The 13,576-nt window shown below is 65.6% G+C and carries 13 protein-coding genes; 7 read left to right on the top strand and 6 right to left on the bottom strand.

The annotated features are described in order from the left end of the window. Nucleotides 1–14 precede the first annotated feature (14 nt). Nucleotides 15–1,208 carry an RsmB/NOP family class I SAM-dependent RNA methyltransferase gene (locus FYJ91_RS02320; protein ID WP_149520659.1) on the top strand — a complete coding sequence of 398 codons (1,194 nt, stop codon included), beginning with the start codon at nt 15–17 and terminating at the stop codon, nt 1,206–1,208. 35 nt (nt 1,209–1,243) lie between these two features. Then, nucleotides 1,244–1,768: a tetratricopeptide repeat protein gene (locus FYJ91_RS02315; RefSeq protein WP_149520658.1), complete on the top strand. Its 525-nt coding sequence runs from the start codon at nt 1,244–1,246 to the stop codon at nt 1,766–1,768. A gap of 29 nt (nt 1,769–1,797) precedes the next feature. Here FYJ91_RS02315 and rsmA read toward each other — a convergent pair whose 3' ends face one another. The 4 genes from rsmA to FYJ91_RS02295 all read right to left on the bottom strand — a co-directional run bounded on the left by rsmA (nt 1,798) and on the right by FYJ91_RS02295 (nt 7,314). Continuing rightward, nucleotides 1,798–2,634 (bottom strand): 16S rRNA (adenine(1518)-N(6)/adenine(1519)-N(6))-dimethyltransferase RsmA, encoded by an 837-nt coding sequence (rsmA, locus tag FYJ91_RS02310; RefSeq protein ID WP_149520657.1) that lies wholly within the window; start codon nt 2,632–2,634, stop codon nt 1,798–1,800. Further along, the gene (gene pdxA / locus FYJ91_RS02305) at nt 2,631–3,626 is read right to left on the bottom strand and encodes a 4-hydroxythreonine-4-phosphate dehydrogenase PdxA (RefSeq protein WP_149520656.1); all 996 of its coding nucleotides are present in this window, start codon (nt 3,624–3,626) and stop codon (nt 2,631–2,633) included. The genes rsmA and pdxA overlap by 4 nt, the downstream gene beginning before the upstream one ends. Before the next feature lie 19 nt (nt 3,627–3,645). Then, entirely contained in the window at nt 3,646–5,004 is a 1,359-nt protein-coding gene (locus tag FYJ91_RS02300; RefSeq protein WP_181008310.1) for a peptidylprolyl isomerase, read from the bottom strand. Nucleotides 5,005–5,070: 66 nt separating this feature from the next. Then, the gene (locus tag FYJ91_RS02295) at nt 5,071–7,314 is read right to left on the bottom strand and encodes an LPS-assembly protein LptD (protein ID WP_149520655.1); all 2,244 of its coding nucleotides are present in this window, start codon (nt 7,312–7,314) and stop codon (nt 5,071–5,073) included. A 146-nt stretch (nt 7,315–7,460) separates the two neighbouring features. Here FYJ91_RS02295 and FYJ91_RS02290 point away from each other — a divergent pair, with 146 nt between their 5' ends. The 4 genes from FYJ91_RS02290 (at nt 7,461) to FYJ91_RS02275 (ending at nt 10,417) form a co-directional block, all read left to right on the top strand. After that, complete coding sequence (locus tag FYJ91_RS02290; RefSeq protein ID WP_149520654.1) at nt 7,461–8,921, top strand: leucyl aminopeptidase; 1,461 nt, start codon at nt 7,461–7,463, stop codon at nt 8,919–8,921. Nucleotides 8,922–8,933: 12 nt separating this feature from the next. Further along, the gene (locus FYJ91_RS02285; protein WP_149520653.1) at nt 8,934–9,371 is read left to right on the top strand and encodes a DNA polymerase III subunit chi; all 438 of its coding nucleotides are present in this window, start codon (nt 8,934–8,936) and stop codon (nt 9,369–9,371) included. 159 nt (nt 9,372–9,530) lie between these two features. After that, entirely contained in the window at nt 9,531–9,920 is a 390-nt protein-coding gene (locus FYJ91_RS02280) for a MerC domain-containing protein (protein ID WP_342787982.1), read from the top strand. Between the two features lie 20 nt (nt 9,921–9,940). Beyond that, nucleotides 9,941–10,417 (top strand): Fur family transcriptional regulator, encoded by a 477-nt coding sequence (locus FYJ91_RS02275; RefSeq protein WP_149520652.1) that lies wholly within the window; start codon nt 9,941–9,943, stop codon nt 10,415–10,417. A gap of 2 nt (nt 10,418–10,419) precedes the next feature. Here FYJ91_RS02275 and FYJ91_RS02270 read toward each other — a convergent pair whose 3' ends face one another. After that, nucleotides 10,420–11,523, bottom strand: coding sequence for a sensor histidine kinase (locus tag FYJ91_RS02270; RefSeq protein WP_219822549.1), 1,104 nt, complete (start codon nt 11,521–11,523; stop codon nt 10,420–10,422). 136 nt (nt 11,524–11,659) lie between these two features. Continuing rightward, nucleotides 11,660–12,106 (bottom strand): dUTP diphosphatase, encoded by a 447-nt coding sequence (gene dut, locus FYJ91_RS02265; protein WP_149520650.1) that lies wholly within the window; start codon nt 12,104–12,106, stop codon nt 11,660–11,662. Nucleotides 12,107–12,212: 106 nt separating this feature from the next. Here dut and FYJ91_RS02260 point away from each other — a divergent pair, with 106 nt between their 5' ends. Beyond that, a complete protein-coding gene (locus FYJ91_RS02260; RefSeq protein WP_149520649.1) occupies nt 12,213–13,406 on the top strand; it encodes a cytochrome P450 in 1,194 nt (397 codons plus the stop codon). Nucleotides 13,407–13,576: the final 170 nt, after the last annotated feature.

Below are 13,576 nucleotides of genomic sequence, written 5' to 3'. Positions count from 1 at the left end.
TCCATGGGGCCGCTGTGACACCCCAGGCCCGTGCCCAGGCGGCGATTGATCTGCTCGACGAAATCGTCGCGTCCGCGCGCGATGCGGGGGCGGCGGCGGACACGCTGATCGCGCGCTATTTCAAGACGCGACGCTATGCCGGTTCGAAAGATCGGCGCGCGGTGCGCGAACTCGTCTATCGTGCGATCCGTCGTGCCGGTGAGCGGCCGGTGGACGGCCGTGCGGCTTTGGTCGGCCTGGCGCGCGAGGATGCTGCGCTGGCGGCACTGTTCGATGGCTCGCCCCATTGTCCGGCGCCCATCGCGCCCGACGAAGCGGGTTCGCCGGCGGCCGCGCTCCCTGCATGGCTTGCGGCGAAAGTCGCGCCTATTCTGGGCGAGACAGGGCAATTGGCCTTGCTCGAACGCGCGTCGCTCGATCTGCGCGTCAACAGTGCGCGAACGACGCGCGATGCGATGCTGGCGGCGCTGCCGGAGGCGAAGCCCACCGCGCACTCGCCCGTTGGCCTGCGTCTGCCTGAAGGCACCAAGGTCGAGGCTTCGATCGAATGGGCGCAGGGTCTGGTCGAGATTCAGGACGAGGGTAGCCAGCTCATCTCGCTCGCCACGCGCGCCGGGCCGGGCATGACCGTGCTCGATCTGTGCGCAGGGGCAGGGGGCAAGACGCTCGCGCTCGCCGCGATGATGCAGGGCGGGGGCCGTCTGATCGCTGCCGACACCGATCGATCGCGGCTCGCACGGCTCGCGCCGCGTGCCGAGCGCGCCGGGGCAGCGGGTATCGAGAATCGGCTGCTCAATCCCAATCGCGAAGGCGATGCCGTCGCCGACCTGGTCGACGGCTGCGATGTCGTGCTGATCGATGCGCCCTGTTCGGGCACTGGCACCTGGCGGCGCAATCCCGAGGCGCGCTGGCGCCTGACGCCCGATCGGCTGGCACGGCTCACGGCGATCCAGTCGCACTTGCTCGATATTGCCTTCACGCTGGTGAAGCCGGGCGGTGCGCTCGTCTATGCCGTCTGCTCGGTGCTGGATGAAGAAGGCGCGGGGCAGGTGCAGGCGTTCGTCGATCGGATGACCAGAACGGGCGCGCGAGTCCAATCCGACAAGGATTTGTTCACTGCGGGTGCGTATCGTGGCCCCGGAAAGCTGTTGACCCCGGAAATGGACGGAACCGACGGCTTTTTCGTCGCAAGGCTCATAAAGGCATGATAGCCTCGCGGCCTGCTTATCTGTTGGAGATGTTGATGCGTTTCTCGCCGCCGGCCATCGCCCTCTCGCTTGTGCTTGCTACCGTCTCCAGCACCGTCGTCGCGCAAAAGGCCGATGATCAGATCAATCCCAAGTCGCTCGCGCTTCTGGCGGAAGGCCAGTCGCAGCTGAAGGCGGGCAACCTCTCCGCCGCCAACGACACGCTGGAAACCGCGCTCGCGATCGATCCGCGCAACCGGGGCGCGTTCGTGGCACTCGGCCGTGTCGCGCAGGCGCAGCAGCTGCCGGGCAAGGCGATCCGTATGTATTTCGAAGCGCTGTCGATCGAGCCGAACGACGTCAATGCGCTCGGCGCGCAGGGTGAGGCGATGGTTCAGCGCGGTGCGGTCGAGCGCGCTCGCGCCAACCTCGCGCGCGTCCGCACCCTCTGCAAGACCGAGTGCGCGCCTGCGACCCAGCTCGCCGCCGCAATCGCCAAGGGGCCGCCGCCTGCCGTTGTGGCCGCGCAGAACAACACCAAGGTTCCGCCGAAGGGCGCCGAAACCACCAAGACGAACTGATCCTATCATCCTCCCCCTGACGGGGAGGATTATTTTCCCAGCACCCGCGCCAGTTCGACGAATTCATCGACGCTGACCGTCTCGGCGCGACGCTCCGGCGCGATGCCGACCGTCGCCAATGCATCGACCGCGCCTGGAACGCTTTTCAGGCTCTGGCGCAGCATCTTGCGGCGCTGCCCGAAGGCGGCGGCGGTTAGGGCTTCGATCGTCCCGATCGACGCTCCCTCGGGCTGTGCGGCCGGCATGACGTGGACTACCGCCGACATCACCTTGGGCGGCGGCACGAAGGCGGAGCGGTGGACAGGCATTGCGATCGTCGCGGTCGCGCGCCATTGGGCGAGAACCGACAGCCGACCATAAGCGTCGGTATCGGGCTTGGCGACGATCCGGTCCGCCACCTCACGCTGGAACATCAAGGTTAGCGATGTCCACCACGGCGCCCAGTCGGCCAGCGTCATCCAGCGAACGAACAAGGCTGTTCCGACATTGTAGGGTAGGTTTGACGCGATATGCGCGCCGTCGCCGGCCTCGGTTCGCTCATCGATCTTCATCGCGTCGCCCGAAATCACGCGCAGCCGCCCGCCCGATGCCTCGTTGAGCTCGGCGAGCGCATCAAGGCAGCGTCGATCGCGTTCGACCGCAACGACGTTCGCGCCGGCTTCGAGCAGCGCGCGCGTCAGCCCGCCCGGGCCGGGACCGACCTCATAGACCGTGGCACCGTCGAGATCGCCGGGCACGCGCGCGATCCGATCGAGCAACTGGCTGTCGAGCAGGAAGTTCTGGCCCAGCGCCTTGTCGGCGGAGAGGCCGTGCCGCGAGATGACCTCACGCAGCGGTGGCAGACCGGGGATCGCCTTGGGCTTCACGCGCTGAGCAGACGATTCCGCGCCGCTTCGGCCGCGAGCGTGATCGCGGCAATCATCGCGCCGGGATGCGCCATGTCCTTGCCGGCGATGTTGAAGGCGGTACCATGATCGGGCGCGGTGCGAACGATCGGCAGGCCCAGCGTCATGTTGACGCCTTCGTCGAAATGCAGCGTCTTCAGCGGGATCAGCGCCTGATCGTGGTACAGGCACAAGGCGCAATCATATTGCGCGCGCGCGCGCGGGTGGAACATCGTGTCGGCCGCCATCGGGCCAACGATGTCGATACCTTCGGCCTGCAAGATCTCGATCGCGGGCATGATCAGGTCGATTTCCTCGGTGCCGAGCGCACCGCCTTCGCCCGCATGCGGATTGATCCCCGCGATCGCGAGACGCGGGTGCTCGATCCCGAAATTGCGGGCGAGGCCGCGATCGGTCGCACGCGCCTTGGCGCAGATCAGCTCAATCGACAGCGCATCGAACACGTCGCGCAGCGCCAGGTGCGTGGTGATCGGCACCACGCGCAATGTCGGGCCGGCCAGCATCATCACCGCGTTGCTCGATGCGATGCCGCAGCGTTCGGCCACGAACTCGGTCTGCCCGGCATGGGTGAAGCCGATCGCGTAGAGCTGCGCTTTCGAAACAGGGGCGGTGACGAGCCCACCCACCATCGCGGATCGCGCGAGCCCGGCCGCAAGTTCGAGCGAGTCGAGCGCGCAGCGCGCGCCCGCGAGATCGGGCTCACCGGGGACAATCTCGCCTGTATCGTGGATCTGGATGATCGGCAGCGCATCGTCGAAGACCGCCAGCGCCTCATCGGGCGATCCGATGCGCTTGATCGGCCCCCGCCACACCCGCTCGACCGACCGGCAATCGCCGACCGCGAAGAAAGGCGGCAGCGCATGGACGTTCCGGACTGTCCAGGCTTTGGCAACGATTTCGGGACCGATGCCCGCCGGATCGCCCAACGCGATGGCGAGCGGTGCGATCGTCATGCCCGCTCCGCCGCCGGCATCATCGATATTCGATCACGGCGTCGCGCCGCAGATCGCGCAGGTAACGGCGCGCACGGCGATTCACGCGATCTTCCTCGACCTGCGAAAAGATCTGTTCGAACGAGGGGTCGGACGAGCTTTGCGGATCGTCGCGGCCGCACAGCACGAGCGCGCGAACACCCTCGGTCAGCGAACCGAACGGGCGCGATGCCTGGCCGATCTGGAGTTCGACCATCATTTCCTGCAGCACCGGCGGCAGATCGCGGATCTTCACCTGATCATTGTCGACCACGTCGGCGCCGACCGTCTTTGCAACTTCGGCGACCTTGCCGCAGCCCTGGATCGTCTGCACCGCATTGGCGAATGCCTCGACTTTGGGGGCGGCCGACGCCTGGGTCGATCCGGCGGGGAAGGTGATCGTCAGCTGCTTGAGTGCGAGAATCGCATCGCGCGGATCGGCGGTCAGAACCTGGCGCTTGTCGATCAGCGCGATGATCGAATAGCCGCCCGGCACCGCGATCGGCGGGCTGAGCATGCCGTTCGACATCTGTGCGGCGGCAGCGGCGAGCTGCTCGGGCAGCTGTTCGCCGCGCACCCAGCCCAGATCGCCGCCGACAGCAGCGGTAGATGCTTCGGAAAACTGGCGGGCATAAGCCTGGAAGGAGCCGCCCTTGCGAATCTGCTCGATGATCCGCTCGGCATTGGCCTGCGTCGATGGCATCGCCTCGGGCGTCGAGGACAGGAAGATTTCGCCGATATGATATTCGGTCGCGCCCTTCGAAGCGGTCAGGCGCGCCATGATCGCGCGCACTTCTTCCTCGCTGACGTTGACGAACGGCTCGACGCGGCGGCTGAGCACGCGGCGCCACGCGATTTCGCCCTGGATTTGCCGCTTGAGCGAGTCAGCGGACGACCCTTGCGATTTCAGGAAGGTCGCGAACTCGGTCGGGTTTCGGCGGACATTGGCGGCAACGCGCGCCATCGTCTGGTTGACCTCGGCGGCGGGCACCTCGATCTTCTGCGCGGCGGCTTCCTGGATCTCGAGCGTTTCGTCGATCAGGTTGCGCAGCACCTGCAGGCGCAAACGCTCCTTTTCGTCCTCCGGCACCTTCTGATCGCCGCCATTGGCCGCCAGGACGAGCGCGAGGCGCTGGTCGACGTCGGTGGCGGTGATGATCGTGCCGTTCACGATCGCGGTCGCCTTGCGGATATTGGGATCGCGGCTGCCGAAGACGGCGATGTCCTTGGGCAGGTCGAGACCGCTATTGTCAGGCTCGTCCACAGTCTGGGCGACCAGCGGGGCAGCAACGGCCAGCACGACGCCGAGTGCGGCAACCGGCAACAGGCGCGACTTGAACTTCAAAGACAGATTAATCACGCTAGGTAGGATCCTCGTTCCCCACAAAGTCGACCTGCCCCTAAAGGAGCCCGACTGAACGCACGCTTAGCGGCCAAGGTTCTTGAGCGCCACCCGTAACAGGAATGTGTTGCCCGTGCGGGCATCGCCGGCCGCGTCATAATCGCGTCGCCAGGTGACGCCGAGCTCGAAACAGTCATCGTCGTAGAGCAGGCCCAGGCGGTGGCGGACCGGCTGATAGCCGTCGGCCGTCGACAGCGGATCTTCCTTGGGTCCGGTCAGATCGATCGTGGTCGATCCGAAGATCGACCAATAGCGCGCGAACTGCACCCGCCCGCCCAGACGCGCTTCCTCGCGATCGCGCAGATCCTCGGGGATCGCGCTGGTCGGGATGTTCCGATTGAGCCGCAGATAGCCGATCGTCGCATAGGTCTTGCGACTGCCGATCGTGGCGTCGAGCTCGTTGCGGCGGATCGACAGGCTGTTCTTGTCGACGCGGAAACGGTGGGTGATCTCCAGGAACCGCCCATATTGCAGCGTCGTGCGTCCGACGATGTCGGAGAAGCGGCCGTCGAGCCCGGTGCCCGGCGGCAGGATCGAGGGGCGACTGTTCAGGCGATAGCTCTGGCCGATCACGGTCGAGAAGGCGATGCCCGGCACGTCGACCGACCATTCGGCGCCATAGGTCACGCGGTTGCCGTCTTCCCACCGATCGTAACCGGCGAAGCGGTTGAGCGCGAACAGGTTCGAATCCTCGAGATCGATCGAGCGGGCATCTTCGTTCGGGATGGCGAGGTTCTTGGTGCGGGGGGTCGCGACGATCTGCACGCGCGGGGTGATCCGCTGCGATCCGGCCAGGAACGGGCCGAGGAAGGGCCATTTCAGGTCGGCCGCGAGGGCGCCGATGCCACGCGGCGTCCAGCCCGGATCGCCGCGATAGCTGGGGGTGATCGTGCTGGAGATATTGGCGGTGTGATAGACGTCGCCGCGCGCATAGGCGGTAAGCGTCAGTTCCTGACCGAAGCCAGTGAATCGGCGCAGATCCCAGCGCGCCGAGGTGAAGGCGCGCTGCGTGTCCTGCCCCCCGGTGCGGGTGATCGCCAGCGTGTTGGCCTGGAGCGAGACGATGCCGCCCAGCAGCGGATCGGCGATGCGACGGCGATAATCGATCAGCGGCAGCGCGATCGGCTGCTGGCCCTGACTGTCGCCGATCCGTAGCGTTTGAACCGCCCAGCCGGAGATCGACAGATAGCTGTCATTGTCGATCCGTTCGGCATTGATCGTCGTGCGCAGCCGGCTGTCGCGCGAGATATCGTAGCGGCGCATGAAGCTGCGGTCGGATGCGAGGCGGGTCGCTCCGCTGATCGTCCAGTAGGGGTCCAACTGGAACTTGCCGTTCGCGTCGATATAGCCGCGGAAGGTGCGATCCGAATTGGGGTTCGCGCCGACCGAATTGATCGGCACGCGGGTGCCGTAGGTCAGCATGCCTGCCGCCTGCCACGCGCCGTTGCTGGTCAGCTGGCGATATTGCGCCTCGATCGACGGCAGCACTTTCGAATAGACGTGCGGCGTAATCGAAAGATCGCGGTTGGGCGCGAGCTGGAAATAATAGGGCAGAGCAAATTCGGCGCCGTTGACCCGGCTATATTTGACCTGAGGCAGCAGAAAGCCCGATCCGCCGCCCGCGCCCGATCCGTCGGGATGCGACAGGCCTGGCAGCCACAGGATCGGCGTGCCCATGAAGCTGATGCGCGCATTGTCGTAGCTTATGCGATGCTTACCCGGATCGTGGACGACCTTGGTCGCGCTGATCTTCCAGATCGGTTCCTTGGGGCATCCATCGCTGTCGAGCACCGCGCACGGCGTGTAGGCCGCCATCGTCAGCGTCGACACGCCGTCCTTGCGCACGCCATGCTTCGCCGCAAGCCGACCGCCGTCGTTGAGGACCAGCAGCAGGTTTTCGACCACGCCGTCACGCAGCGAGTCGGTCAGGACGACGCTGTCGCCATAGACGGTGTCACCACCCGAATTGACGACCGCGACATTGCCCGACGCGCGCACCTCTCCGGTCTTCTGGTTCCATTCGACCCTGTCGGCACGCAGCCGATCGCCCTGCCGCGCCATGCGGACATTGCCGGTCGAGACCACAACTTCGGCGTTGGTGTCATAGGTGATCGTGTCGGAAGCGAAGGTCACTTCCTCTTCATTCGCGGGCGTAGGCGCGTCGCCTTGGCTCGGCGGACCAGCGGCGGGTTCCAGCAGGTTCTGCGCCCCAACCGGAGTCCCGGCGAGCGCGGTCGTCACCGCCAGGATAGCAACAAATTTTCTCACTGAACCCCGCTTCGACCGGCGCTTATGGCGTCGCCTATCGCATCCCCCGGCGCGTCCCGCAATCCTTCCGCAATATTGTATCGGGGTTCCCTAAGCGTCTCGAAAAGCTCTAAGGAACGCCAAAGCCCAAGAAGGAAGTTCCCAATATGCGTGTTCGTTTCGCCGCCAGCCGCCCCAGCGGAGACCAGGCGCTCGCAATCGTCGTGGCGCCCGGCACGATTGGCGGTGCCGCGCTCGCGGCGTTGCCGCAACCGGTTCAGGCGATCGCGCGCCGCGCCGCTTCGGCGAACCGTTTCGATGGCGAGACAGGCGGGGTGGTCGAATTCTTTGCCGAAACCGACAGCGCGTTGCGTCGCATCCTGCTGGTCGGCGTCGGCGCGCGGGGCGATTATGAGCGTGCGGGCGCGGCGTTGGTCGCCAAGCTGCTGACGTCGGGCGAGACTGGCCTGACGATCGAACTCGGCCAGACGGCGACCGGCGAAGCTGCGGCCTCGCTCGCCTTTGGCGCCACGCTGCGGTCGTGGCGGCATGACGCCTATCGCACCAAGCTTGACGCCAAGCAGCGTCCGTCGCTCGAAGAAATCGTGATCGTCGGGGCCGGCGCGGGCGTCGAGGATGCCTGGGCGACCAAGAAGGCGGTGGCCGAAGGCGTGATGTTCACGCGTGAGCTGATCGCCGAACCCGCGAACATCCTCTATCCCGAAAGCTTCGTCGAACGCTGCAAGCACCTCACCGAACTCGGCGTGCAGATCGACGTTCTCGGCGTTGCCGAGATGCGCGATCTCGGTATGGGGGCGTTGCTCGGCGTGGCGCAGGGCTCGCTGCGCGAACCACGCCTCCTGGTGATGAAATGGGACGGGACCGGTGGCACCAAGGATCGGGTCGCGCTGGTCGGCAAGGGCGTAACTTTCGACACCGGCGGCATTTCGCTCAAGCCGCCGGCGGGCATGGAAGACATGAAGTGGGACATGGGCGGTGCGGGTGCCGTCGCGGGTGCGATGAAGGCGCTCGCGGGCCGCAAGGCCAAGGCGCACGTCATCGGCGTGTGCGGTCTGGTCGAGAATATGCCCGATGGCGGCGCGCAGCGCCCCGGTGATGTCGTCACGTCGATGTCGGGCCAGACGATCGAGGTCATCAATACCGATGCCGAAGGCCGCCTCGTCCTGTGCGACGCGCTGACCTGGGTGCAGAAGACCTACAGCCCCAAGACGATCGTCGACCTCGCGACGCTGACCGGGGCGATGATCATCTCGCTCGGCCACGAATATGGCGGCATGTTCGCCAACGACGACAGCCTGGCCACGCAACTCGATGCCGCGGGCAAGGCGGTGGGCGATCAGCTGTGGCGGATGCCGCTCGCCGATCCGTTCGACAAGCTGATCGACTCGCCGATCGCCGACATGAAGAATGTCGGTCCGCGTGAAGGCGGATCGATCACCGCCGCACATTTCCTGAAGCGGTATATCGACGATGGCGTACGCTGGGCGCATCTCGACATCGCCGGCATGGTCTGGGCCTCGAAGCCCGGCGCGACGTGGGACAAGGGCGCAACCGGGTTCGGCGTGCGCCTGCTCGATCGCTTCATCGCCGACAACTTCGAAGGCTAAGGATAAGGCCGGGTGCAGGTCGATTTCTATCATCTGACCCGGCTCCCCCTTGATCGGGTATTGCCGCGCATCGCGGAAAGGGTGCTCGAAACCGGCGGTCGCCTGCTGGTGGTCGCGGAAGACGATGCGCTGGCCGAGAAGATCGACGAGGCGCTGTGGATCAACACGCCCGACAGCTTCCTGCCGCATGCCCGCGTGGGCGGGGACGATGCGTTGCAGCCTGTCCTGATTGCGTCCGACGTCGCAGCCGGCAACGGCGCCCGCAACGTCGCGCTGGCCGACGGGATATGGCGCGACGAGGCGATCGATTTCGATCGCGCTTTCTATTTCTTCGACGCCGAAAGCATCGCGGGCGCCCGGACTGCATGGCGCGCCCTTGCCGGCCGCGAGGGCATCGAGCCACGTTACTGGAAGCAGGACGAGCAGGGCCGCTGGAAAATCGGGCCTTAGGCTCCTGCGGCAACCCAGCCGCTCGCGAGAGAAGGTTTCGAAGCTCCCGGAGTTCGGGCCTGAATTGCTTCGTTGCGCTCGCAATGACGAGTGTGCGGCTGATGTTATATTGTATCCTTCGCGTCGCCATGCCATATGGGCGGTGAGAGGAAGCGTTTCGTGATTCGTCCCCGTATGTCCCGCGATTTGTTCGACCGGTTGGCGATCGGCCTTTCGGCGCTCTGCCTCGTGCATTGCGCGGCCAGCGTGCTGTTGGTCGCGGTGCTGGCGACGGCGGGCGGGGCGCTGCTGCATCCGGCGATCCACGAGATCGGGCTGGGCCTTGCGATTTTCCTCGCGATCATCGGGCTAGGCCGCGGGTTCGCGCAGCACCGTCGCCCCGTGCCGATGTTGCTCGGTGCGATCGGAATCGCGCTGATGTCGATGGCTCTGTTCGTCCGGCACGGCCCGGGCGAGGTGGCCTATACAATGGCCGGCGTGACCTTCGTCGCGATCGCGCATTTCCTGAACCGGCGAGAGACGGTCGCGTCGCAGTTGCCTCTGGCCTGACGAACCCCTAGATTCGCCTTATGGCGACAGCACATCAGCATCATATCCACGAAGGCTCTTCGCTCACCGACGCGGCGCGGCGCGCGTTCGAGCGCGCAGGCGAGCAGTGGACGCCGATGCGCGCTGAGATTTTCGATGCGCTGAGCGGGGCTGAAAAGCCCGCGTCGGCCTACGATCTGGCCGAGGCGGTGTCGAAGTCGACCGGCCGTCGCGTCGCCGCCAACAGTGTCTATCGCATCCTCGACGTGTTCGTCGCAGCAAATCTTGCGCGCCGGATCGAGAGCGCGAACGCCTATGTCGCCAACGCGCATCCCGAATGCGAGCATGACTGCATCTTCCTGGTCTGCGATGTGTGTGGTCGGGTCGCGCATGTCGATGACGACAAGCTCGCCCAGTCGGTGCGGGGATCGGCCGAGCAGGCGGGCTTTTCGCGGCTCCGCCCGGTCATCGAGGTTCGCGGCTGCTGCGCCGACTGTGCCGAGGGCGACGCGGCCTAGGCTCAGCGTACGGACAGTGTCGCGGGAAACGATATGGCGAAACGCGCGCCGCCTTTGTCCGATGGTCCGAAGGCCAGTTCACCTTCGAGCTGTTCGCTCATCGCCGTGACGATCGACATGCCGATCCCGGCATGATCGTCCTGCGGGTCAAATCCAGGGGGCAGACCGGGGCCATCGTCCGCGACGATAAGCTCGTGCCGGCCGCGTCCCGCTGCCGAGAGCGTGATGGCGACGCGGCGGGCGCCATGTTTGAGCGCGTTCATCGCGAGTTCGTGAACGATGAGGCCGATCGATTGAACCTGCAGCGGATGCAGGATGATCTCGGTGCCCCCAACCTCGATCCGCCCGTCGAGCATCTCGGCGAGCTTGGCGCACAGGCGGCGCAGATAGGTCAGGCCCGCCACGCGCTCCGGCGCGGGATTGTCGGGTCCGCCCCAGCCGGTGGTAAGGAAGGCGCGGTGCAGATCGGCGATCGCGCTGATCCGGCTCGCCGCGTCGCGCAACTGGTGCCGCGCGAGCAGATCGACGACCATGTCCTGCTGCATCATCAGCATCAGCGACAGTGTGTTGAGGTTCGACACCAGGCGGTGATCGACCTCGCGCTGGATCACGGCCATTCGCTCGGTCGTGCGCCGTGTTGCGAGGCGCAGTTCCATGTGCTCCATCACCACGCCCGCCAGATCTTCGAGCTGCGCGATCTCCGCAGGGGTAACCTCGCGTGGCTCCCGATCGATCACGCATAACGTCCCCAGATTGAACCCGTCATGGGTGCGCAGCGGCACGCCCGCGTAGAAACGCAGGCCGAATGCGCCTGCGACGAGCGGGTTGGTCAGCGTGCGCGGATCGACATTCGCCTCCGTCACGATCCACGCTTCGCGGCCCAGGATCGCCGACGCGCACAGGCCGGGATCGCGGCCGATCTGCGGCACGTCGACGCCGTGATAGGATTTGAACCAGATCCGATCCTGATCGACCAGGCTGACGATGGCGATCGGCACGTCGAATATGCGCGCCGCGATCTGCGTGATCCGATCGAACGTCCCGTCGCGAGGCGTGTCGAGGACGGCATAGCGGTAGAGCGCGGCGATGCGGCGCTCCTCGTCCACTGGAAGGATGCTTGGATCAGGCAAAGTGGAAATCCATCAACGGTTCCGTAGCTAAGCGTGCATCACAATCATGCAAATATGGAATAGCCCGGATCATATCCGACAAGCGAATGTTTTATTTGGTGAAAATTGGCGCTTATCGCCCTGTTGACCCGAAACCACCGCTGCCGCGCGCCGTTTCGTCGAGTTCGTCGACTTCGACGAACCCCGCTTTCTGGACCGCCGCCGGCACCAGTTGCGCGATGCGTTCGCCCCGGCGGATCGGGAAGGGTTCGGTGCCGAGATTGGCGAGGATCACGCGAACCTCGCCGCGATAATCCGCATCGATCGTGCCCGGGGTGTTGAGGCAGGTGATGCCGTGCTTGAGCGCGAGGCCCGATCGCGGGCGCACCTGTACCTCGTAGCCTTCGGGGATCGCGATCGCGAAGCCGGTGGCGACCGCGTGGCGCGCGCCGGGCGCCAGATCAAGATCCTCGGCGGCGACCACATCCATCCCTGCAGCATGCGCGGTAGCATAAGCGGGCAGGGGCAGCCCTTCGCCGCCGGGCAGGCGCTTCAGGCGGATGGCGATTTCGGCGGACATAGTTTCTCCCCTGAGGCGGTTGACGCGAGGGTTGGTAGGATCAGGATAGACTATGGACAAGACAGGACGGCCGCCAGACGGTCGCGCGAATGGATGAGGATGACCAATGAGCGACCTGACCACGATCGCCGCCGAAACCGAAGCCTTCTATCGCGATCCGAACGCCGTCTGCCCCTTTTCGAACGGGCAGCGCGATACGCTGGCGACGAGCATCTACGGCACCGAGATCTTGTCGTACCAGGCGGTGCGCGAGGGTTTTCGCGACAAGAGGATGGTCGCCCGCAACGTCGACTATTTCCGCCGCGTGGGCGCAAGTGAGCTGATCCTTGAGTTCATCCGCGAGGGGAACCTAAACTTCATGGCGCCCGACAAGCATGATCGCATCCGCGCGATCGTGCTGAAGGCGTTCACGCCCGCGCGGGTCAACGGTTTCCGCCCGCAGATGCGGCGCATCGCCGACCAGCTCGTCGATCGCTTCATCGACAAAGGACGCTGCGACCTCGTTGCCGATTTCGCGCATGTCTATCCGATCGCGGTCCTTGCCGAGTTCCTGGGGATCGCAGCGGAGGATGTGCCCAACTTTGCCGATGCGACCGTGCAGCTGCGGATGCTGGGGCAGCGGCCGATCCAGCCGGGCCTGCCAGTGCTCGAAGGGGCGCTCACCTATCTCTATTCCTATATTGAGGGCGTCGTCGCGCGGCGGCGGGAGGACCGGCAGGACGATTTCGTCGGATCGCTGATCGCGCTGCAGGAAGCGGGCGAGAAGTTGTCCGAGACCGAGTTGATCTGGGCGATCGTGTTCCTGATGCTGGGCGGGCACGACACGACCCGCTTCACGTTGGCGGGCTGCTTCCACAGCATCATCGACGCGGGGCTGTGGGATCGGATCGGCACCGATCCCGAGCTCGCGGCCGATGCGGTGGCGGAGGGGATGCGCCTTTCGCCCGGCACGCCGCGCCAGATGCGTGTGGTTGACGAGCCGTTCGAACGCGACGGGCACCGCTTCGAAAAGGACGATATCGTCTCGCTCAACCTGTCCGCCGCCGGCCGCGATGCGACGATGTTCGTGGAACCGCACGCCTTCCGCCTCGATCGACCCAAGCCGTTATACGATCTTGGCTTCGGCTTTGGCCGCCACGTCTGCATCGGCCAAATCCTCGCCCGCGCCGAAATGGCCGAAGCGGTCGAGATCGTCACCGCGCGGCTGACCGACGTGGCGTTCGACGGCGAAGTGCGCCTGAAACCGAGCGGCGTGATCGCCGGCTACGACGCCATCCCGATCCGATTTACGCAGCGATAGGGCAGTCCGCAGGGGACGAGTCGCAGAGTCAATCAGGTGTCGGAAGTTGTCAAAGTTGTCACCACGTCACCGCGGGAATCTCTCCCCATGCGAGGCCGTCGCAAGTGGGGTGGTCCGGCCAACTGTGAGAAAGAGCGGCGCGCGAGCGCGATAGGGTAAATATGTACTCT

The organism is Sphingomonas montanisoli (genome assembly GCF_008274695.1).
GTDB lineage: Bacteria > Pseudomonadota > Alphaproteobacteria > Sphingomonadales > Sphingomonadaceae > Rhizorhabdus > Rhizorhabdus montanisoli.
This window is presented reverse-complemented; position numbering and strand designations above follow the sequence as displayed.